A 21,271-nucleotide genomic window follows, 5' to 3' on the forward strand; every position below is an offset into this window, starting at 1 on the left:
ATCCCTTCCTTGACCTTCTTCGCCTCGGCGGCGGGGACGAGGCGCGACAGGCGGCCGATCTCGATCGGGAAGCCTTCGAAACGCTGGACGAAGTTGTTGTAATGCTGGCGGGCGAGCAGGGTGGTGGGGCACACCACCGCGACTTGCAGCCCGGCCATCGCCGCGACGAACGCCGCGCGCAACGCCACCTCGGTCTTGCCGAAGCCGACGTCGCCGACGATCAGCCGGTCCATCGGCTTGCCGGCGGACAGATCGCCCAGCGCATCGGCGATGGCGCGATCCTGGTCGTCGGTCTCCTCATAGGGAAAGCGGTCGACGAAGCTGGCGTAGCCCGACGAATCGGCCTCGGCGACGTCGGCCGGCCGCAGCGCGCGTTCGGCGGCGGTCTTGATCAGTTCGCCGGCGATCTCGCGGATGCGTTCCTTCATCCGCGACTTGCGCCGCTGCCATGCCTCACCGCCCAGCTTGTCGAGCGACGCGCCTTCCTCGCCGGCGCCGTAGCGCGACAGGACTTCGAGATTCTCGACCGGCACGTAGAGCTTGTCGCCGCCGGCGTAGCTGACCGCGACGCAATCGTGCGGCGATTTGCCGACGGGAATGGACGTCAGCCCCTCATAGCGGCCGATGCCGTGGTCGACATGGACGACCAGATCGCCGGGGGTGAGCGTCGCCAGCTCGGCGAGGAAGGCGTCGGCCGATTTGCGGCGTTTGGCGCGGCGGACCAGCCGGTCGCCCAGCATGTCCTGCTCGGTCAGCAGCGCGATGTCCGGCGCGGTGAAGCCGTGGTCGAGCGGCAGCACGACCAGCGCGGTGCCCCGGTCCCCCGCCGCCTGCGCGTCCTGCCAGCTATCGACCAGGCGCAGGCCGGTCAGGCCGTGATCCTCGAGCAGCCCTTTCAGCCGCTCGCGCGATCCGATCGAATAGCTGGCGAGGATGGTCTTGCGACCGAGAGCCTTCACATTGCCGAGGTGGGCGACGACGGTTTCATAGACGTTCTTGCCGCTCGACCGCTCCGGCGCGAAATCGCGCGGGCCGTCGACGTTGAACTCGATCACTTTCGCGGTTTCGGGCTCGTGAAACGGCGTGGCGACGTGCGCGGGCGCCGATTCGAGCGCGGCGGCCCATTCGGCGGGGGCCAGATAAAGCGTGTCGGGGGCGAGCGGGCGATAGCTGCCGGGATCGGACGTCGCGGCGCGGATGCGGTTGGCGTGATAGTCGGCGATCGCCTCGAACCGCGCCTCCGCCGCGCCGGCGACGCCGGTATCGCGCACGATCACGCAGCCGTCGGGGAGGTGATCGAACAGCGTCGCCAGCTTGTCCTCGAACAGCGGCAGCCAATGTTCCATGCCGGCCAGGCGGCGGCCGTCGCTGATCGCTTCGTACAGCGGATCGCCGGTCGCGGTGGCGCCGAATTTTTCGCGATATCGGGTGCGGAACCGCTTGATGCTGTCCTCGTCGAGCAGCGCCTCGGACGCGGGCAGCAGGGTGAAGCCGTCGACCCGACCGGTGGTGCGCTGGTCGGCGGGATCGAAGGTGCGGACGGTTTCGATCTCGTCGCCGAAGAAATCCAGCCGCAGTCCCTGTTCGGCGCCGGAGGGGAACAGGTCGACCAGCCCGCCGCGCACCGCGAACTCGCCGGCGTCGGCGACGGTTTCGGTGCGGACATAGCCGTTGGACTGGAGCAGCGCGGTCAGCCGGTCGAGCGAGATTCGCTCGCCAGGGGCGAGCCGGGCGACGAGCTGGCGGATGCGGAACGGGGTCAGCGCGCGCTGCGCGGCGGCGTTGGCGGTGGTGACGAGCAGGCGCGGCGCCTTGCCCGGCTGCTGGAGCGCGTGGAGCGTCGCCAGCCGTTCCGACATGACCCTGAGCGTCGGCGAGGCGCGGTCATAGGGCAGGCAGTCCCACGCCGGATAGGCGAGCACCTGCACTTCGGGCGCGAAGAACGGCGCGGTGGCGGCCACCGCGCGCATCGCCGCTTCGTCGGGGGCGATGAACACCGCACCGCCGCGCGTGGCGCGGGCGAGATCGGCGAGCAGCACCGGTTCGAACCCGGTGGCGATGCCGGCCAGGGTCAGCGGCGATCGGGCGGAGAGGATGGCGTTGAGATCGGGCATGTCTTCTTTCTTGCCCCTCCACTTCAGGGGAGGGGTAGGGGGTGGGGCGGTGCCGCAAATTCTGCGCTTGGGCAGAGGCCCCACCCCAACCCCTCCCCTGAAGGGGAGGGGCTTCCGTTAACGGGCAATCGGCACGAAGTTCAGCTGGGACATGGCGGTCATCATCGGTCCCTGATAGCGGGCGGGGACGGGCTGGGTGCCCATCGCCCATGCCATGATGTCGACGTCCTGTTCCTCAAGGAAGGTCTCGAACCAGCCAAGCTCCGCGTCGGACCAGCCGGCGGCATGGGCATCGAAGAACCCGCCGATCATCAGGTCGGCTTCCTTGGTGCCGCGGTGCCATGCGCGAAAGCGCAGGCGTTTCAGGCGATGCTCGCGGTCCATGCGGTCCAATAGCGATTGGCCGGCGGCCGAACGGACGCCGACGAGGGGACTGATTCATCCCCGTTCGCCCTGAGCTTGTCGAAGGGCCGTTCTTTCTGGGCAAGAAAGAAGGACGGGGCTTCGACAAGCTCAGCCCGAACGGGCTAGGGAGGGCAGGAGATAGCCATGCGTCCCGATATCCTCAACCCGCTGTTCGCAGAAGTGACGTCGCTGAAGGGCGTCGGCACCGCCATGGCCAGACCGCTGGATCGGCTCGGGCTGGCGCGGGTGGTGGATGTCGCGTTCCACCTGCCGACCGGCTGGATCGACCGGGTGCCGCGCGACACGCTCGACGGCGCCGACGTCGGGCGGGTGATCGCGATCACGCTGACCGCGACCAACTATCGTCAGCCCGGCGCCCGCAGCCCGATGCGCGTGCAAGCGGTCGACGCGGCGGGCAATCCCGTCAGCCTGGTCTATTTCGGCGGCAGCGGCGGCTGGGTGAAGAAGCTGCTGCCGCTGGATGAGCCGCGCCGCGTTTCGGGCAGGCTGGAGAGCTATGGCCAGGAATTGCAGATCGTCCATCCCGACTATGTCGTGCCGCTGGACGAGGCGCCGGCGGCGGGGGAGCGCGAGGCGATCTATCCGCTGTCGGAGGGGATGACGTCCCGCCGGCTGGCCGCGCTCACGGCGCAGGCGGTGGCGCGCGCGCCCGATCTGCCCGAATGGATCGAGCCGAGCCTGAAGGCGAAGCACGGCTGGCCCGACTGGAAGGCGGCGCTGGAACGTATCCACGCCGACCCCGCCGACGCCAAGGCGCGCGAGCGGCTCGCCTATGACGAGGTGTTCGCCAACCAGCTCGCGATGCTGCTGGTGCGCGGCGAAGCGCGGGCGCGGCGTGGCCATGCGCTGGCGGGCGACGGGCGGCTGCGCGGGGCATTGAAGCTCCCCTATGCCCCGACCGGCGCGCAGGCCCGGACGATCGGCGAGATCGAGGGCGACATGGCGCAGCACCAGCCGATGCTGCGGCTGCTCCAGGGCGATGTCGGTTCGGGCAAGACGCTGGTGGCTCTGATGGCGCTGCTGGTCGCGGTCGAGGCGGGCGCGCAGGGCGCTTTGCTGGCGCCGACCGAGATATTGGCGCGCCAGCATTATGAGACGCTGTCGCGGATGCTCGCCGGGCTTCCGATAAGCGTCGCGGTGCTGACCGGGCGCGACAAGGGCCGCGCGCGGGAAGCGACGCTGATGGGGCTGGCCGACGGATCGATCGACATCGTCATCGGCACCCACGCGATCTTTCAGGACGGGGTAGCCTACAGGAACCTGGGGCTGGCGGTGATCGACGAGCAGCACCGCTTTGGCGTCGCCCAGCGGATGATGCTCCAGGCCAAGGCGGAGCGGCCGCCGCACTTGCTGGTGATGACCGCGACGCCGATTCCCCGCACGCTGACGCTGGCCCAATATGGCGAGATGGACGTCAGCCGGCTCGACGAGATGCCGCCGGGCCGGCAACCGATCGAGACTCGCGTGATCTCGGACGACCGGATCGGGGAGGTGGTCGACGGGCTGGCACGGCACCTGTCGAACGACGGGCAGGCCTATTGGGTGTGCCCGCTGGTCGAGGAGAGCGAGAAGTCGGACCTGGCCGCCGCCGAGGCGCGCGCGGCGGCGCTTACGCAGCGGTTTGGCGACCGGGTCGGGCTGGTCCACGGCCGGATGAAGGGGCCGGAGAAGGACGCGGTGATGGCGCGCTTCGCCGCCGGGCAGATCGCGGTGCTGGTCGCGACCACGGTGATCGAGGTCGGGGTCGACGTGCCCAATGCGACGTTGATCGTGATCGAGCACGCCGATCGTTTCGGGCTGGCGCAGCTCCACCAGTTGCGCGGGCGGGTCGGGCGGGGTGAGGGGCGGTCGATCTGCCTGTTGCTGCGCGGCGGCGGCCTGAGCGAGACGTCGCGCGCGCGGCTGGCGCTGATGCGCGAGACCAACGACGGGTTCCGCATCGCCGAGGAGGATCTGCGACTGCGCGGTGCGGGCGAACTGCTGGGAACGCGGCAATCGGGCGAGATGGCCTTCCGGCTGGCGACGCCGGAGATGCTGGCCGAACTGCTGCCCCCGGCCAACGGCGACGCGCGGCTGCTGGTCGATCGCGACGGCGGGCTTAGCGGCGAACGCGGGCAGGCGGCGCGGACGGCACTCTATCTGTTCGAGCGCGATGCGGCGGTGGGCTTGCTGCGCGCCGGCTGAGGGTCAGCCGTGGCGCCACAGCGTCACCAGCAATTCGGTGAAATCATCGCCCTCGATCGGGCGCTCGAACCGGCAGCCGATTTCACCGTCGCGCATCCACCGCACTTCCGCCCGGCTCGCGCGGGCGAGGGGAAAGGTGAGGGAAAGCGTCGTCCCCGGCGCGACTTCCACCGCCGAACGTGCCTGAAACCCGCTTTCGGACAGGTCGGTCACGAGCAGCGGGATCTCGGTACGGTCGGCGGTGCGCGCGATCATGCTGAAACGGACCTTGCGGCGTTCGTCGGAACGATCGTCGGCGTTACCGGACTGTTTCGGTAGTGACGACACGCGCAACCTCTCCCGTTCGGCCGTTCCGCGAATCGGCCACACAGCGGGGTTTCGAAAATAGTATGCAGTATACTAGCTGAAAGCGCTTAAGCTTTCTTCAAGAGAGAGGCGAGCAGGTCATAATAAGCGGCGAGCGGGATGGGGCGGGCGAATTGCGCGCCGATCCGTCCACCCAGCGCCCAGCGCACCTCGCCTGCGATCGATCCGACCAGCGGGAGCGGCAGGCGCAGCGATTCACCGACCGCCAGGTCGATATCGCAGCGCGCCATCATGCCGTGCGGGGAGATGTTGACGATCAGCAGCGGCACCGATCGGCCATCGCCGGTGGCCGCGCGCACGCGGTGATGGACCTCATCGCGGTCCACCATCCGTTCGTCGGCATAAGCCAGATTACCGATCGCCATGATCCGCGCGTCTTCCACCTTCTTCGAACGCTCGGCATAGGCGTTCAGGCATGAATTACGCTGAAATAAAGCTACTTAACGCGGTGTTGCGGACAGGGGATCAGGCGGCGGTAACCAGTAATCCGTGGTGCTTCTTTCCCGCCGACAGCCGCAGCTGACCATTGGCGACGGTGAGGACGTGCCCCTCGTCGGCGATCTTCTCCCCATCCACGCGCGCACCGCCGCCGGCGATCAGCCGCCGGGCCTCCCCCTTCGATGCGCAAAAGCCCAGTCCGATCAACGCGTCGACGATGGTGATCTCGCCGGACACCGCCAGCGTCGGCAGCGAATCGCCAGCCGCGCCCTCCTCGAACGTCCTGCGCGCGGTCTCTGCCGCTTCCTCGGCGGCGGCGCGGCCGCGGCACAGTGCGGTCGCCTCGGTCGCCAGCACCTTCTTCGCCTCGTTGATTCCGGCGCCCTCCAGCGCCTCCAGCCGGGCGATCTCGTCGAGCGGCAGGTCGGTGAACAGGCGGAGGAAGCGGCCGACGTCGCGGTCGTCGGTGTTGCGCCAGAACTGCCAGTAATCGAAGTGCGGCAGCTGGTCCTCGTGCAGCCACACCGCGCCGGCCATGGTCTTGCCCATCTTGCCGCCGTCCGCCGTGGTGATCAGCGGGGTGGTGACGCCATAGACCTCGGTTCCGTCCATCCGGCGCGCCAGCTCGATGCCGTTGACGATATTGCCCCATTGATCCGATCCGCCCATCTGCAACCGGCACCCGGCGCGGCGCGACAGCTCCATGAAATCATAGGCTTGCAGGATCATGTAGTTGAATTCGAGGAAGCTGAGCGACTGCTCGCGATCGAGCCGCAGCTTGACCGAATCGAAGCTGAGCATCCGGTTGACGCTGAAATGCCTGCCGACTTCACGCAGGAACGGAATGTATTCGAGCGCGTCGAGCCATTCGGCGTTGTCGAGCATCACCGCGTCGGTCGGGCCGTCGCCAAAGGTCAGGAACCGTTCGAAGATGCGGCGGATCGACGCGACGTTTTCCGCGATCAGATCGTTGGTCAGCAGCTTGCGCGATTCTTCCTTGAAGCTGGGATCGCCGATCTTGCCGGTGCCGCCGCCCATCAGCACGATCGGCTTGTGCCCGGCCTGTTGCAGCCGGCGCAGCAGCATGATCTGGACCAGGCTGCCGACATGCAGCGACGGCGCGGTCGGATCGAAACCGATATAGCCGGGGACGACCTGTTTGGCGGCGAGGGCGTCTAGGCCCGCCGCGTCGGTCATCTGGTGGACATAGCCGCGCGTCGAGAGCAGGCGTAGGAGGTCGGAGGTGTATTCGGCGTGTGTGGTCATGGCGCGGCGCGCCTAGCATGTGCGCTCACCTCACACCAACCCGTTCGCGCCGCGCTTGTCGAAGCGCGGTTCTTTCTTCTAGCGGTCGGGCACAGAGAAGGACGATGCTTCGACGGGCGTGGCACGAACGGGAAATCGGATGATCGTTTCACTGGTTCCACATCCCGATCATCCGCCGCGCGCGATCCGCGCGGTCGAGGTCGCGCTTGGCCGAAGCGTGGGTGACGCGCTGCTGCTGTCGTACCGGGTGGCCCCGGCCGCCTCGCTCTTGCTCCCCGACCATGGTGGCGTCCGGATGGACGGGTTGTGGCGCTCGACCTGTTTCGAGCTTTTCGTGAAGGAGTTCCGGGCCGCGGCCTATCGCGAATTCAATTTCGCGCCCACAGGCGCATGGGCGGCCTACGGCTTCGACGACTGGCGCACCGGAATGACCCCACTGGAGATCGAGGCGCCGCACCTGGTTGACTGCCGGCTCGATGACCGGGCCGGCGATTATCGCCAACGGTACGAACTCGATGTCGTGCTGGCCGCGCATTCGCTCCCCGCCCGACCGGGTAGCGCGAGCGTGACCGCCGTGATCGAGGAAAACGACGGCACCAAATCCTATTGGGCGCTGCGCCATCCGCCGGGAAAGCCCGATTTTCATCATCCCGATTGCTTTGCGATCGAACTCCCGGCACCTGACGCCCCATGAAATTCGGTATCGATCGCCTGCTCGCCGACCCCGCGCTCCGCACGCCGCTGGAGGGGAAGCGCGTCGCGCTGCTTGCCCATCCGGCGTCGGTGACGGCGGACCTGACCCATTCGCTCGACGCGCTGGTCGCGGCGGGGCTCAACGTCTCGGCGGTGTTCGGGCCGCAGCACGGCGTGCGCGGTGACCTGCAGGACAATATGATGGAGTCGCCCGACTTCACCGATCCGACCTACGGCATGCCGGTGTTCAGCCTGTACGGCGAGGTCCGGCGGCCGACCGGCCAGTCGATGCACACTTTCGACGTGCTGCTGGTCGACCTTCAGGACGTCGGCTGCCGCATCTACACCTTCGTTACCACCCTGCTCTACGTGCTCGAAGCGGCGGCGGAGCATGGCAAGAGCGTGTGGGTGCTCGACCGGCCCAATCCCGCCGGCCGCCCGGTTGAGGGGCTGACGTTGTTGCCGGGCTGGGAAAGCTTCGTCGGCGCCGGGCCGATGCCGATGCGCCACGGGCTGACGCTGGGCGAGATGGGCGACTGGTTCATTCGCCACTTTGGCCTGAACGTCGATTATCGCGTGATCGAGATGGAGGGATGGGCGCCCGACGCCGCGCCCGGTTTCGGCTGGCCGCCCGAACGGCCGTGGATCAATCCCAGCCCCAACGCGGCGAACGTCAACATGGCGCGCGCCTATGCCGGCACGGTAATGCTGGAGGGGACCAACCTGTCCGAAGGGCGCGGCACTACCCGCCCGCTCGAACTGTTCGGCGCGCCCGACATCGATGCCCGCGCGGTGATCGCGGAAATGCATCGCGTCGCGCCCCAGTGGTTGGCAGGTTGCACGCTGCGCGACCTGTGGTTCCAGCCGACCTTTCACAAGCACGTCGGTGCGCTGTGTTCGGGCGTGTTCCTCCACGCCGAGGGGCCGGGCTATGATCACGCCGCCTTCCAGCCGTGGCGGGTGCAGGCGCTGGGGTTCAAGGCGATCCGGCGGCTCTATCCCGACTATGACCTGTGGCGCGATTTCCCCTACGAATATGTGTTCGACCGGCTGGCGATCGACGTGATCAACGGCGGACCGGGGCTTCGCGAATGGGTCGACGACGTGGCGGCGCTGCCCGGCGATCTCGACGCGCTGACGCTGCCCGACGAAGCGGCATGGCGCGAGGAACAGCGCGCGCACGTGCGCTATTGACGCGCCGGATTTGCGTCGCGCGCCGTCGCCCCCTAATCGACGGACGATGCTCGCCGGACTGATCTTTGCGACCGAGGACGCGGAAGACCGGCCCGACAGCCTGGCCGCGACCCTGCCGTTCGGCGGATCGACGCTGATCGAATATCAGGCGCGGCTGCTCGCGGCGGTCGGCGTCACGCATCTGATGGTCGCGGTATCGCGTGTCACCCCGGCCCTGCTGGGCGCGACCAGTCGCATCGGTGCCAAGGGGATCGCGGTCGATGTGGTGCGATCGGCGGAGGAGGCCGCGGCCAAGGCGCATCCGCTGTCGCAGATCATCGTGTTCGCCGACGGGCTGGTCACCACCGATGCCGTGGTCGAATGGATCGCGTCGGAAGGGCACGAGGCGCTGCTGGTCGCCCGCGACGGCGACGGTACGCCGGGGGTGGAGCGGGTCGACGCGACGCACAGTTGGGCCGGGCTGGCACGGGTGCCGGCGGCGCGGCTGACCGACGTCGCCGCGATGCCCGACGACTATGATTTCCAGTCGACCCTGTTGCGCCATTCGGCCCAGGCCGGGGCGGTGCAACTGCTGCTGCCCGCCGGGACCGGGCGTACCCGCCACGGCGTCGAGCGCAGCGCGGCGGCATTGTTGCGCCGGTCGCAATCCGTGCTCGCGGCGCTGGGTGACCGGCGGACGGCGTGGGTCGATCGATTCATCTTCACGCCGATCACCGGCTGGACGCTGCCGCAGCTTGTCGCGCGCGCGGTGCCGGGGTGGGGCGTGCTCGCGGCGGGCGGCGTGCTGACGCTGGCCGGGCTGGTGCTGCTCTATCGGCAGGTGGCGTGGCCGGGCCTGGCGCTGGTCGGGATCGCCACCGCGGCATTCTCCACCGGATCGACGCTGAGCTGGCTGCGCGGGGAGGACGGCCGCGCCCGGCTTCAGGAGCGCGCGATCGGCATTGTCTCGGGCCTGGCGGCGCTGCTGCTCGGCGTATCGGCGTGGCGCGAATCGGGGGACGGATCGGGGATCGTGCTGGCGGTGACGCTGATCGCGCTGGTCGCGCTGATCGAACGTGTGCCGGCGCCGCGCCGGCGCTGGTGGGGGACTCCGGCGGCCTATCTGCCGCTGCTGCTGCCGTTCGCGATGCTCGGCTATCCGGCGACCGGGCTGGCCGCCGCCGCGCTCTATGCCCTCGCCTCGCTCGCCGCCGCGATCGAGCAGAGCCGCGAACAGGCTTAGGCCCGTCTTAACGACATTCCGCCTAGCAGGGGACCATGTCGGAGACTTCCGTAAGCGGACCGGGCCAGCTCGGACCCGGTGCAAGGGCATTGCTGGCGCGCGCCGCCGGTGCCGACGCGCGTGCGCGCGTCGCGCTGTACGCGGCGATCGATGACGTGTTCCTGCCGTCCGACGCCCGATTGGACGAGCGCACGCGCGCCGCGCTGACCGGGCTGATAGAATCGCTGGTCGCCGCGATCGAAGGCGACGTGCGCGAACATGCCGCCGGCCTGCTGGTGGGGCGTGGCGAATCCGAAACGGCGGAGGCGCTGGGCGGGGCCGGCCGGCGGGTCGCCGATCGCCTGAGCGATGCCGGCCTGCTGCGCGACCCCGAACTGATCGGGGAATGCCTGGCGCGGGTGCGGTGCGAGCTGATCGCCGCCGCGCTGCCGGCGGAGGCGCCGACCCACCCGGAATCGGTCAGCCTGCTGGTGCGGCTGTCGGGCAGCCCCGACCGCGTCGTCGCCGCGTCGGCGTCGGCCGTCCTGAGCGGAGAGAGCCATCGCCGCGCGATCGGGGAAGGCGGCATCGCCAGCGGTTCCGGCCTGCCCGCCGCTGTCCATCAGCGGCTGGCATGGCAGGTAGCGGCGGCGCTGCGCGAACGCACCGCGACCGGATCGCCCGCCGCGCTCGACCGTGCGCTGATCGAGGCGACATTGCGCAATATCGCGGCCAATGACGGCCACGATCGGCTGGAGCTTTCCGCGATGCGGCTGGCGCGGGCGATCGACGCGCAGGCCGACGAGCTGCCCGCGCTGATCGAGGAATCGCTGCGCGACCGCCGGGTTACGCTGCTCGTCGCGTTTCTCGCCCACGCGCTGGGCATCGACTATGACGATTCGCGGGCGATGGTGCTCGATCCCGCCGGCGAACGGCTGTGGCTGGTCCTGCACGCGCTGGAGATGTCGCGGACGATGATCGCCAGGATCGGATACCGGCTGTGCGAGGCGGATGGGCGTCGCGACGTCGACGCTTTCGCCGACGCGCTCGATATCGTCGCCTCGATCGATCCCGCCACCGCGCGCCAGGCGATCGCCCAGATTCGGCTGCATCCGCAGTATCGCGCGGCACTGCGCGCGCTCGATCGCGGCGGCGGGCGACGGTGAACGTGGTCGACACCGCGATGATCCCGGTGATGGCCCGCGTCGATGGCGAAGGCCGGCTGACCGGCGCCGAGCCGCGCCTGCTCGATCTCGTGCGGCGTGCCGGCGGCGATGTCGGTGCGCCGTTGCCGGTCCCGGAACTGGCGGCGCTCGCCCGGCTGGCGGTGCGATTGGGCATCGCCATCGCCCGCGACGTGACCGTGGCCGACGGCGGCGACGATACCGACCTGACCGTGCGCGCGGAGCCCGATGCCGAAGGCGTGACGTTGGCGGTGAGCGGTTGGTACGCCCGTCCGACGATGATCGCGCCGGGCGGTCCGGACGGCGCGGCCCAGCCGGCGACCGACTATGCGCTCGCCGACGGCGATTGGCGCTGGGAGGCCGATGCCGCGCTGCGGATCACCCATATCCAGCCCGACGCCGGGGAACGGTACGGATTCGACGCCGATGCCCTGCTGGGCGCCCCGCTCGGCCGCCTGTTCGCGCTGGCGCAGGACAATGACGGCGACCTGCCGATCGTGAGCGCGGTGGCGGCGCGGGTGCTGTACGACGGCCAGAGGGCCGAACTGCGCGGCACCGGGCGGGAGGTGCGGCTGTCCGCGACACCCCGCGTCGACGATCACGGCCGGTTCGCCGGCTTTGCCGGGGTCGCGCACATGCTCGACGCTGTCGATGCGCCGGAGGAGGTGGCGGCGGCGGGGGCGAAGCTGGCCTCGTTGCCCGACGGGTTCAGCACCCAGCTCGACCGTGCGCTGCGCACCCCGCTCGAACGGATCATAGCCAACGCCAACAGCATGAGCGCGCAGGTCGAAGGGCCGCTGGCGCCGCGCTATACCGATTATGCGGGCGACATCGCCACCGCCGGGCGCCATTTGCTGGGGCTGGTCGACGATCTGGTCGACCTGGAGGCGATCGAGCGCGAGGATTTCGTGGTCCACTCCGAACCGATCGATCTGGCCGACGTGGCGCGGCGCGCGGCGGGGCTGATGGCGGTGCGCGCCGCCGAGAACCAGGTCCGCATCGACAAGCCCGCCAGCGAGGACGCCTTGCCCGCATCGGGTGATTTCCGCCGGGCTTTGCAAGTGCTGGTCAATCTGATCGGCAACGCGGTGCGCTATTCGCCGCCGGGCGGCATGGTATGGGTGCGCCCGCAACGCGACGGCGACGCGGTCTGCGTGATCGTCGCCGATCAGGGCAAGGGAATCGCGCCCGACGATCAGGCGCGGATCTTCGAGAAGTTCGAACGGGTCGACAGTTCGGAAGTCGGCGGCAGCGGGCTGGGCCTCTACATCTCCCGCCGGCTGGCACGGGCGATGGGCGGCGACATCATCGTCGACAGCGCCCCCGGCGAGGGCGCGCGTTTCGTGTTCAGACTGCCCGCGCGGTAAGGCGACGACACGGTAACAATGCCCTGTTCAGCGCGGTGTCGCGAAATTTGAGGGCGATCAATCGCTTGTGGCGATAATCTACCGTGGATGTCCGGTCATCCAGCGGTAGAATTCTGTGTATCGATGCAACTATACCACGCAACAATCCCCTGATCGCTTAACGACGTCGCCAAATCCAAACCGTGTCGCCATAATGTCGAATGGGGGTTTGGAGATGTAGATGCACAGGAATTGGATACGCGCTGCCACGGCGATCGGGTTAATAGTTGCGGCGCCCAATATATCCGCTGCCCAGTCGGGCGAGACGGAGCGCCCGGCGTACCTGGAACTTCCCGCAGGCGTGACCGAACAGCGCGTCACACTGGGAGCGGGCGAATGGCAGGTTACCGCCGCGCTGACGATGCCAAAGGGCAAGGGGCCATTCCCGGCGATGGTGCTGGTCCACGGATCGGGACCGGGGACGCTCGACATGAATGTGGGCGGCAGCGTGATCTACCGCGATCTCGCCTGGGGCATGGCCGCGCGCGGTGTCGCGGTCATCCGCTACACCAAGCGCACCACCGAGCATCGCGCGGAGTTCAAGGCGCTTGGCCGCCCGCCGACGCTGAACGAGGAGTTCGTCGAGGACGCATCGAGCGCTGCCGCCCTGCTCAAGCGCACCGCCGGAGTCGATCCGAAGAGGATCTATATCTTCGGCAACAGCCAGGGTGGGATGCTGGCGGCGACGATCGCCAACAACAACAGGCTGGCCGGAGCCCTGATCATGTCGAGTTCGCCGCGCCCGATCGGTGACATCCTGATCCAGCAGGCGAACTATGTCGCGAGCATCTCGACCGCGCCCGATACCCTGAAACGCGCGGGCGAGATCCGGCAGAATGGCGAGCGCCTCAACGCGCTCACCCCCGCGTCGGACGCGAATGAGGTCATCCACGGCAGCCCGGTCTGGTACTGGCGCGACATGGCCGCGATCGATCCGATCGGACAGGTCCGGAAACTGGTTGCGGCGGGCGGACGCGTCGCCATCATGCACGGCGACCGCGATTATCTGATCACCGAGGAGGACTGGCAGGCGTGGCGCGCCGTGCTGTCCGACACGCCGGGGGTGACGCTCAAGGAATATCCCCGGCTCAACCACATCATGCAGGAAGGCGAGGGCAAGATGACGCCCGATGAATATAAATGGACCCGGCCGGTTTCCGGCGAGCTGATGGACGATCTGGCGCGCTGGATCGAGGTCGGATCGGCCAGGCGCCGTTAGGGCGCGATACGCATCCCCGTCGCCTGCACCAGACGACGGGGATGCCTGATCATGTCAGCGCTGGTCGATCGCGACGTAATCGCGCTGCGTCGGCCCGGTGTAGAGCTGGCGCGGGCGACCGATCTTCTGCTCCGGATCGTAGATCATCTCGTTCCACTGCGCCACCCAGCCGACCGTGCGGGCCAGCGCAAACAGCACGGTGAACATCGTCGTCGGGAAACCGATCGCCGACAGGATCACGCCCGAATAGAAATCGACGTTCGGGAACAGCTTCTTTTCGACGAAATACGGGTCGTTCAGCGCCATCTCTTCAAGCTGGAGCGCGACGTCGAACACCGGATCGCTGACCTTCATCGCGGCGAACACCTCGCGAACGGTCTGCTGCATCACAGTCGCGCGCGGATCATAGTTCTTGTAGACCCGGTGGCCAAAGCCCATCAGGCGGAACGGATCGTTCTTGTCCTTCGCACGGGCGATATATTCGGGGATGCGATCGGGCGTGCCGATCTCGCGCAGCATGTTGAGCGCGGCTTCGTTGGCCCCGCCATGCGCCGGCCCCCACAGGCACGCGATCCCCGCCGCGATGCACGCGAACGGATTGGCGCCCGACGAACCGGCCAGCCGCACCGTAGAGGTCGATGCGTTCTGCTCATGATCGGCGTGGAGGATGAAGATCCGGTCCATCGCCTTCTCGATCACCGGATCGACGACATATTCCTCCGCCGGGACGCCGAACGTCATGCGCAGGAAATTTCCGGTGTAGGACAGCGAATTGTCGGGATAGAGGAACGGCTGTCCCACGCTGTACTTGTACGCCATCGCCGCGATCGTCGGCATCTTCGCGATCAGCCGATGGCTGGCGATCATACGCTGCTGCGGATCGGTGATGTCCGTGGAATCATGGTAGAAGGCGGAAAGCGCGCCGACCACGCCGCACATGATCGCCATCGGGTGGGCATCGCGCCGGAAGCCACGGTAGAAGGTGGCGAGCTGTTCGTGCAGCATCGTGTGGCGGCTGATCGTATGGGTGAACTTGTCCAGTTCGCTCTTCGACGGCAGCTCGCCGTTGAGCAGCAGGTGGCTCACTTCCATGAAGCTCGACTTTTCGGCGAGCTGGCCGATCGGATAGCCGCGGTGGAGCAGCACCCCCTCGTCGCCGTCGATATAGGTCAGCGCCGATTCGCAGCTCGCGGTGGAGGTAAAGCCGGGGTCGTAGGTGAACATGCCCGATTGGGCATAGAATTTGCGGATATCGACCACGTCCGGCCCCACGGTCCCCTGCAGAACCTGGTAGTCCTTGTTTCCGATCGCCAGGGCGGGCTTGTCGGCGACTTCGCTCATACGCGCTGTCCTTTTGCTATGTCCGGCCCGGATTCAGGCCATTTGATCGGCGATCCGTCCCAGGCTCTCCTCGCGCCCGAGCAACTCGAGCACGTCGAAGATTCCAGGCGAGGTCCGCCGACCGGTGAGAGCGGCGCGCAGCGGCTGCGCGACCGCCCCGAGCTTGACGCCCGCGGCCTCGGCGACCTCGCGGACCGCCGTTTCGAGCGTCTCCGTATCCCACGAAACGGCGCCGTCAAGTGCCGCATGGATCCGCGCCAGCAATGTGCGTGCCCCACCTTCGAAAAGCGGCGCCGCGTCGGGGTCAATCCCTAGTGGGCGAGTGCGAAATAGAAATGCCGCACCATCGGTCAGGTCGAGGAGATTGGCGGCGCGCGGCTTCAGCGAGGGCATGGCGCGGCGCAGCAAATCACGCTGCTCGGCGCTCACCTCGAAATCGAGGCGGCCGGCAACCAGATCGGATAGCGTGCTATCATCTGTCGCCCGGATGTAATGGCCGTTCAGGTTTTCCAGTTTCTTGATATCGAACCGCGCTGGTGATTTTCCGACCGCGTCCAGATCGAACCACGCGATCGCCTGTTCGCGTGAGATGATCTCGTCATCGCCATGCCCCCAGCCGAGCCGCAACAGATAGTTGAACAGCGCTTCGGGCAGGATCCCGAGCTCATCGCGATAGGCGTCGACGCCCAGCGCGCCGTGCCGCTTCGACAATTTGGCGCCGTCGCCGCCGTGGATCAGCGGGATATGGGCATAGACCGGCTCCGGCCAACCCATCGCGTGAACGATGGTCAGCTGGCGGAACACGTTGTTGAGGTGATCGTCGCCGCGAATGACGTGGGTCACGCCCATGTCGAAATCGTCGACGACGACAGCGAGCATATAGGTCGGCGTGCCGTCGGAACGGAGCAGGACCATGTCGTCCAGCTCGGCATTGGCGACCGTCACCCGACCCTGGACGAGGTCGTCGACCACCGTTTCGCCCTCTCGCGGGGCCTTGATTCGTACGACGAACGGACGGTCCGGCGCGGTGGACGGGTCCGCGTCGCGCCAGGGCGACTGCAGGCGGAACGGGCGGCGATCGCGTTCGGCGGCGGCGCGAGCCTCCGCCAGCTCGTCCTGCGTCATGTAGCAGCGATAGGCGGCGCCCTTCGCCAGCAATTCGGCGGCGACCTCCGCATGACGATCGACCCGAGTCGCCTGGAACACCGGCTCGTCGTCCCAATCCAGCCCGAGCCAGCCGAGTCCGTCGAAGATGACGTCGATGGCTTCCTTGGTCGATCGGACCTTGTCGGTATCCTCGATCCGCAGCAGCGCGCGCCCGCCGTGATGGCGCGCGTACAGCCAGGCGAACATGCCGGTGCGGGCATTGCCGATGTGGAGATACCCGGTCGGCGACGGCGCGAAACGGGTAACGATGGCGGAACCGGACGCCGACGCGCCCGAGGTCGATGTTGCGCCCAAGCGCGCATGCTCCCAGACTATGATTTCGATGGCCACTTCAGCCGCCGCGCCCCCTAGCATGCAGCCTGCCCGGCGCCAAATCGCGCGCGGGTGGTCGACCGACGCCGGCGCGGCGCTGGAACGCTGGCTGGAGGCGGAGCGCGACCAGATCGTGCTGTGGCTACCGGTGATGCTGGTCGCGGGAATCGCGGCGTGGTTCGTGCTACCCGATCGCGCGGCGTGGGCGGCGGTGGTGTTTGGCGGGCTGGGCACCGCGGCGGCGGGGGTGATGCTGCCGCTGGGCGCGCGGGCGGGACGCGCGCTGCTGATCGGCGGGCTGGCGGTGGCGCTGGGCTGTGCGCTGGTGTGGTGGCGCGCCGAACGAGTCGCCGCGCCGGTGCTGGCGCGGCCTGTGGTCGCCGCCTTTACCGCGCGGGTCGAGCGGATCGAGCCGCTGGCGGCACGTGGGCTGGTGCGTCTGCGGCTCGCCCCAGTCGATGCCGTGGGCCTGCCCGGCCACGTCCGGGTCAATCTGGCCGAGGGGGACGTGCCGGCGGGATTGACGCGCGGCGCCGTCATCGGGCTGCGCGCGCGGCTGATGCCGCCGCAGGGCGCAGCGGTGCCCGGCGCCTACGACTATGCCCGCGTCGCGTGGTTCGACCGCATCGGCGCGACCGGGCGCGGCTTTGCCCCGGTGACGGTGATCGCGCCCGGCGCGGCCCCCGGATCGGACCTGCGCGCGCGGTTATCGGCGCATATCCAGCGCCGCGTCCCCGGCGCCGGCGGCGCGGTCGCGGCGTCGCTGGCGACCGGCGATCAGGGCGGAATCCCCGAAGCGGATGCGGAGGCGATGCGGCGATCAGGCCTCGCGCACCTGTTGTCGGTCAGCGGGCTGCACATCACCGCCGTGGTCGGCGCGACGATGCTGCTGGTATTGCGGATGCTGGCGCTCAGCCCGTGGCTGGCGCTCCACGCGCGGCTGCCGCTGATCGCGGCGGGGGCGGGCGCGCTGGCGGCGATCGGCTACACGCTGCTGACCGGGTCGGAGGTGCCGACGATCCGCAGCTGCGTCGCCGCGCTGCTGGTGCTCGCCGCGCTGGCGATCGGGCGCGAAGCGGTGACGCTGCGGCTGGTCGGTGCGGGGGCGCTGGCGGTGATGCTGCTCTGGCCCGAATCGGTGGCGGGGGCGAGCTTCCAACTGTCGTTCGCCGCGGTCACCGCGATCGTCGCGCTGCATGAGAGCGGGCGGGTGCGCGGATGGTTCGCTCCGCGTGAGGAGGGGCGCGGGCGGCGGCTGGCGCGCAATTTCGCGTCGCTGCTGCTGACCGGGGTGGTGGTGGAGGTCGCGCTGATCCCGATCGGGCTGTTCCATTTCCACAAGGCCGGGCTGTACGGCGCGCTCGCCAATATCGTCGCGATCCCGCTCACCACCTTCGTCACCATGCCGCTCGAGGCGCTGGCGCTGCTGCTCGACGTGGCCGGGCTGGGCGCGCCGGTGTGGTGGCTGTGCGCGCGGTCGCTCGACCTGCTGTTGTGGATCGCCCACGCCACCGCCGCGACGCCGGGCGCGATCACCGCGCTGCCGGCGATGCCGCGCGGCGCGTTCGGCTTGATGATCGCGGGCGGGCTGTGGATCATGTTGTGGAAAACCCGTTGGCGACTGTGTGGGCTGATCCCGGTGGTGCTGGGCGCCGGCTGGGCGATCGCCACGCCCGCGCCCGATTTGATCGTCACCGGCGATGGCCGACATCTAGCGCTGCGCACCGTCGACGGCGGGCTGGCGCTGCTGCGCGAACGGGCCGGCGATTACGTCCGCATGACGCTGGCCGAAAGCGGCGGGGTCGACGGGATGCTGCCCGCGCTCGACGACGCGCCCGGCGCGCGCTGCAACACCGATCTGTGCCTGGCGACGATCACGCGCGGCGGCCGGGAATGGCGGGTGCTGGCGACGCGATCGGCCTATCTGGTCGATGCCGGCCCGCTGATCGCGGCGTGTCGCGCCGCCGACATCGTGGTCAGCGAACGCCGCCTCCCGCGCCGATGCACGCCACGCTGGCTCAAGCTCGACCGGCCGTTCCTGGCGCGATCGGGCGGGGTGACGGTGACGTTCGATCCGGCGCGTATCCAGAGCGTCGCCGCGCTGGCGGGGCGGCACCCGTGGATGCGCCCGGCGACCGTCCAGCCGATACGTGAAAGGGGGCAGAAAGCGCCCACTGGCGAACGTTCGCCTTCGCTGCCAACATCGGCCAACCAATGACTGCCCCACTGACGCGCAGGTATCGAGAAGGCATAATGAAAAACGGCGTCTGCTGCTTCTGTTCAAAGCCTATTGATGAGGCGGGCCTCGATTCCTGCACGCTATCGATCGCTACAAACGGTGAGGGCTGTCAGTCGTGGCCTTGTCATGCCGCATGCTACGTGGAGCGCCTGGGTGATCTCCCGTATGGCCGTGAGTTATTCGAAACCGAAGTCTAGCTTCGCCCGCCCAAACGAACGGCAGCAAATTACCCAATAGCCGCCATCGGCGAGCGTCATCTGATAACTGCGTACCGTCCTCCAGGGAGCGGTATCGCTCCACCGGTCAAATAGATAGATTCCGGTAGACGATCGCCAACAGCCCTCCGCCCCCTCAATACCGCCGCAGCAATCCCGCCAGCTTGCCCTGCACGCGCACTTGGCCCGACGCGTAGCGTTGCGGATCATAGGCGCGGTTGGCCGGATCGAGGCGGATCATCGCGCCCTCGCGGTAGAAGGTCTTGAGCGTCGCCTCGCTGTCGTCGATCAGCGCGACGACGATGTCCCCGTCGCGCGCCACCTCGGTGCGGCGGATCAGGGCGTAGTCGCCGTCCAGGATGCCTTTGTCGACCATCGAATCGCCGGCGACCTCCAGCGCGTAATGATCGCCCGATCCGAGCAGCGCGGCGGGGACGGGGAGCATCGTCGCGCCCTCCAGCGCCTCGATCGGGACGCCGGCGGCGATGCGGCCGTGCAGCGGAATCTCGATCACGTCGTTGGCCGGTTGCGGCGGCCGCGCGGCGGCGGGCGCCGGGGCGGCGCGCGCGGGCGCCTTCTTCGCCTCGGTCCGCTCGGGCATCTTGATGACCTCGAGCGCGCGGGCGCGATTGGGCAGGCGGCGCAGGAAGCCACGTTCCTCAAGCGCCGAGATCAGGCGGTGCACGCCCGACTTGGACTTGAGGTCGAGCGCCTCCTTCATCTCCTCGAAAGAGGGCGACACGCCGCTTTCCCGCAGCCGATCATCGATGAAGCAGAGCAGCTCATATTGCTTGCGCGTGAGCATAGGGTTCTCCAGCCCAGAACAGACACGGAACGTTTATGGATTGTTCCACACGCTGTCAAGCAAGGTCGAGGATCTCCGCCGAGTCGCCGATTTCCGCCGCCGGGGCATGGGGCGGGCGGACGATCAGGCAGGTGGCCCGCGCCAGCGCGCGCACCATCGAGCTGTCCTGCATCGGCAGAGCGAATGCCTGCCCCCCACGCAGTTCGGCGCGCAGATAATCCGCGCGCGAATCGTTCGCGGGCAGCGCGGCGCCCAGCGGGACGCGCCGCGTGCGGGGCAGCGGATCGGACGCTCCTGACAAGGCGGCGATCAGCGGATGAAGGAACAGGGTCGCGGTGACGAACGCGGACACCGGGTTGCCGGGCAGCCCCAGCACCACCGCGCTTCCCAGCCTCCCGGCCATCATCGGGCGGCCGGGGCGGACCGCGACCCGCCAGAAATCGATCGCGGCGCCGGCGGCTTCCAACGCGGGGCGGACCAGGTCGTGATCGCCGACCGATGCCCCGCCCGACGTGACGAGGATATCGGCCTCCACCCCGGCAAACGCGGCGGTGAGCGAGTCGAGCCGATCGGGCAGGATGCCGAGTTGGACGACTTGCACCGGCCAGGCCGCCAGCATCGCCGCCACCATCGCACCGTTGCTCTCGGGCAGGCGACCATCGGCGACGGGCGCGCCGGGCGGCACCAGTTCGTCGCCGGTCGCGGCAACGGCGATCCGCAGCGGGCGGTGTACCGAAAGCGTGCCGTGACCGGCGAGCGCGGAGAGCGCGATCCGGGCGGGCGTCAGCCGCTCGCCGGCCGCAATCAGCGGATCACCCTCCGCGAAATCCAGCCCGCGTGGACGGATATGTGCGCCGGCGCGGGCAGGGCCGGGGCCGGTCAGGTGGATCATCCCGCCGCGATCCTCGGTATCCTCCTGCACCAGCACGGTATCGGCGCCGGCCGGCATGATCGCGCCGGTGAAGATGCGCGTCGCTTCGCCCGGCTGGATCGTGCCGGCGAACGGTCGTCCCGCCGCGCTTTCGCCGATCAGGCGGAGCGGGCCGGGCAGGTCGGCGAAGCGCAACGCATAGCCGTCCATCACCGACAGGTCGGCGGCTGGCTGGGTCCGGCGCGCGACGACGTCTTCGGCGGCCCAGCGTCCGGCGGCGTCGGGCAGCGGCACCCGCTCGGTCGCGACCGGCGTCGCCAGCGCCAACAATCGCGCCTGCGCGTCGGCCACCGCGAGCAGCGGCACGGTCACGCGCGGACCCAGTCGCCCGATTTGCCGCCGGTCTTGCGCTCCAGCCGCACAGCCTCGATCGTCATCCCCTTATCGATCGCCTTGGCCATGTCGTAGATGGTCAACAGCGCGACGTTGACGGCGGTGAGCGCCTCCATCTCCACGCCGGTCTTCGCGTCGGTGATGGCGGTGGCGGTGGCGGTGATCGCGTCGTCGCCGATGGTCAGGTCGATTACCACAGAGGTCAGCGGCAGGGGGTGGCACAGCGGGATCAGTTCG

18 protein-coding genes are annotated in these 21,271 nt (G+C 68.8%); 8 read left to right on the top strand and 10 right to left on the bottom strand.

Translation table 11 applies throughout. The features are described 5' to 3' along the window. On the bottom strand, positions 1 to 2,114 hold a 2,114-nt coding region (locus VNR91_RS11655; RefSeq protein ID WP_325490942.1), incomplete at its 3' end, for a CarD family transcriptional regulator. Positions 2,115 to 2,231: 117 nt separating this feature from the next. Next, complete coding sequence (locus VNR91_RS11660) at positions 2,232 to 2,498, bottom strand: succinate dehydrogenase assembly factor 2 (protein ID WP_325490958.1); 267 nt, start codon at positions 2,496 to 2,498, stop codon at positions 2,232 to 2,234. A 165-nt stretch (positions 2,499 to 2,663) separates the two neighbouring features. On the opposite strand from VNR91_RS11660, the gene recG reads away from it, so the two are divergent. Continuing rightward, positions 2,664 to 4,724, top strand: a complete 2,061-nt coding sequence (gene recG, locus VNR91_RS11665) for an ATP-dependent DNA helicase RecG (protein ID WP_325490943.1) — start codon at positions 2,664 to 2,666, stop codon at positions 4,722 to 4,724. A 3-nt stretch (positions 4,725 to 4,727) separates the two neighbouring features. Here recG and VNR91_RS11670 read toward each other — a convergent pair whose 3' ends face one another. From VNR91_RS11670 to tyrS, 3 genes are all read right to left on the bottom strand, one after another. Then, positions 4,728 to 5,051, bottom strand: coding sequence for a PilZ domain-containing protein (locus tag VNR91_RS11670; protein WP_325490944.1), 324 nt, complete (start codon positions 5,049 to 5,051; stop codon positions 4,728 to 4,730). 86 nt (positions 5,052 to 5,137) lie between these two features. After that, positions 5,138 to 5,455, bottom strand: a complete 318-nt coding sequence (locus VNR91_RS11675) for a PilZ domain-containing protein (protein WP_325490945.1) — start codon at positions 5,453 to 5,455, stop codon at positions 5,138 to 5,140. Between the two features lie 100 nt (positions 5,456 to 5,555). Further along, positions 5,556 to 6,794 (bottom strand): tyrosine--tRNA ligase, encoded by a 1,239-nt coding sequence (gene tyrS, locus VNR91_RS11680; RefSeq protein ID WP_325490946.1) that lies wholly within the window; start codon positions 6,792 to 6,794, stop codon positions 5,556 to 5,558. Between the two features lie 139 nt (positions 6,795 to 6,933). Here tyrS and VNR91_RS11685 point away from each other — a divergent pair, with 139 nt between their 5' ends. From VNR91_RS11685 to VNR91_RS11710, 6 genes are all read left to right on the top strand, one after another. Continuing rightward, complete coding sequence (locus VNR91_RS11685) at positions 6,934 to 7,488, top strand: DOMON-like domain-containing protein (RefSeq protein WP_325490947.1); 555 nt, start codon at positions 6,934 to 6,936, stop codon at positions 7,486 to 7,488. Next, complete coding sequence (locus tag VNR91_RS11690; RefSeq protein ID WP_325490948.1) at positions 7,485 to 8,681, top strand: DUF1343 domain-containing protein; 1,197 nt, start codon at positions 7,485 to 7,487, stop codon at positions 8,679 to 8,681. The genes VNR91_RS11685 and VNR91_RS11690 overlap by 4 nt, the downstream gene beginning before the upstream one ends. A 46-nt stretch (positions 8,682 to 8,727) precedes the next feature. Further along, on the top strand, positions 8,728 to 9,903 hold the full coding sequence (locus VNR91_RS11695) for a hypothetical protein (protein ID WP_325490949.1): 1,176 nt from the start codon (positions 8,728 to 8,730) through the stop codon (positions 9,901 to 9,903). A gap of 35 nt (positions 9,904 to 9,938) precedes the next feature. Next, on the top strand, positions 9,939 to 11,048 hold the full coding sequence (locus VNR91_RS11700; RefSeq protein WP_325490950.1) for a DUF2336 domain-containing protein: 1,110 nt from the start codon (positions 9,939 to 9,941) through the stop codon (positions 11,046 to 11,048). Next, the gene (locus VNR91_RS11705) at positions 11,045 to 12,433 is read left to right on the top strand and encodes a HAMP domain-containing sensor histidine kinase (RefSeq protein ID WP_325490951.1); all 1,389 of its coding nucleotides are present in this window, start codon (positions 11,045 to 11,047) and stop codon (positions 12,431 to 12,433) included. Before VNR91_RS11700 ends, VNR91_RS11705 begins: the two co-directional genes overlap by 4 nt. Positions 12,434 to 12,773: 340 nt before the next feature. Beyond that, the gene (locus VNR91_RS11710; protein WP_325490952.1) at positions 12,774 to 13,691 is read left to right on the top strand and encodes an alpha/beta hydrolase family protein; all 918 of its coding nucleotides are present in this window, start codon (positions 12,774 to 12,776) and stop codon (positions 13,689 to 13,691) included. A gap of 54 nt (positions 13,692 to 13,745) precedes the next feature. On the opposite strand, the gene VNR91_RS11715 is transcribed toward VNR91_RS11710, so the two are convergent. Next, positions 13,746 to 15,032 (bottom strand): citrate synthase, encoded by a 1,287-nt coding sequence (locus tag VNR91_RS11715; protein ID WP_325490953.1) that lies wholly within the window; start codon positions 15,030 to 15,032, stop codon positions 13,746 to 13,748. Between the two features lie 33 nt (positions 15,033 to 15,065). Then, entirely contained in the window at positions 15,066 to 16,493 is a 1,428-nt protein-coding gene (gene gltX / locus VNR91_RS11720) for a glutamate--tRNA ligase (RefSeq protein ID WP_325490954.1), read from the bottom strand. 58 nt (positions 16,494 to 16,551) lie between these two features. On the opposite strand from gltX, the gene VNR91_RS11725 reads away from it, so the two are divergent. Continuing rightward, entirely contained in the window at positions 16,552 to 18,729 is a 2,178-nt protein-coding gene (locus VNR91_RS11725; protein ID WP_325490955.1) for a ComEC/Rec2 family competence protein, read from the top strand. 372 nt (positions 18,730 to 19,101) lie between these two features. Here the strand turns inward: VNR91_RS11725 and lexA are convergent, their stop codons facing one another. The 3 genes from lexA to VNR91_RS11740 form a co-directional block, all read right to left on the bottom strand. After that, positions 19,102 to 19,770, bottom strand: coding sequence for a transcriptional repressor LexA (gene lexA, locus VNR91_RS11730; protein WP_325490956.1), 669 nt, complete (start codon positions 19,768 to 19,770; stop codon positions 19,102 to 19,104). Positions 19,771 to 19,825: 55 nt separating this feature from the next. Then, complete coding sequence (glp, locus tag VNR91_RS11735; RefSeq protein WP_325490959.1) at positions 19,826 to 21,007, bottom strand: gephyrin-like molybdotransferase Glp; 1,182 nt, start codon at positions 21,005 to 21,007, stop codon at positions 19,826 to 19,828. A 2-nt stretch (positions 21,008 to 21,009) separates the two neighbouring features. Continuing rightward, positions 21,010 to 21,271, bottom strand: a 262-nt coding sequence (locus tag VNR91_RS11740) for a cyclic pyranopterin monophosphate synthase MoaC (RefSeq protein WP_325490957.1), incomplete at its 5' end; no start/stop codon positions are given.

Source organism: Sphingomonas sp. (genome assembly GCF_035555815.1).
GTDB lineage: Bacteria > Pseudomonadota > Alphaproteobacteria > Sphingomonadales > Sphingomonadaceae > Sphingomonas.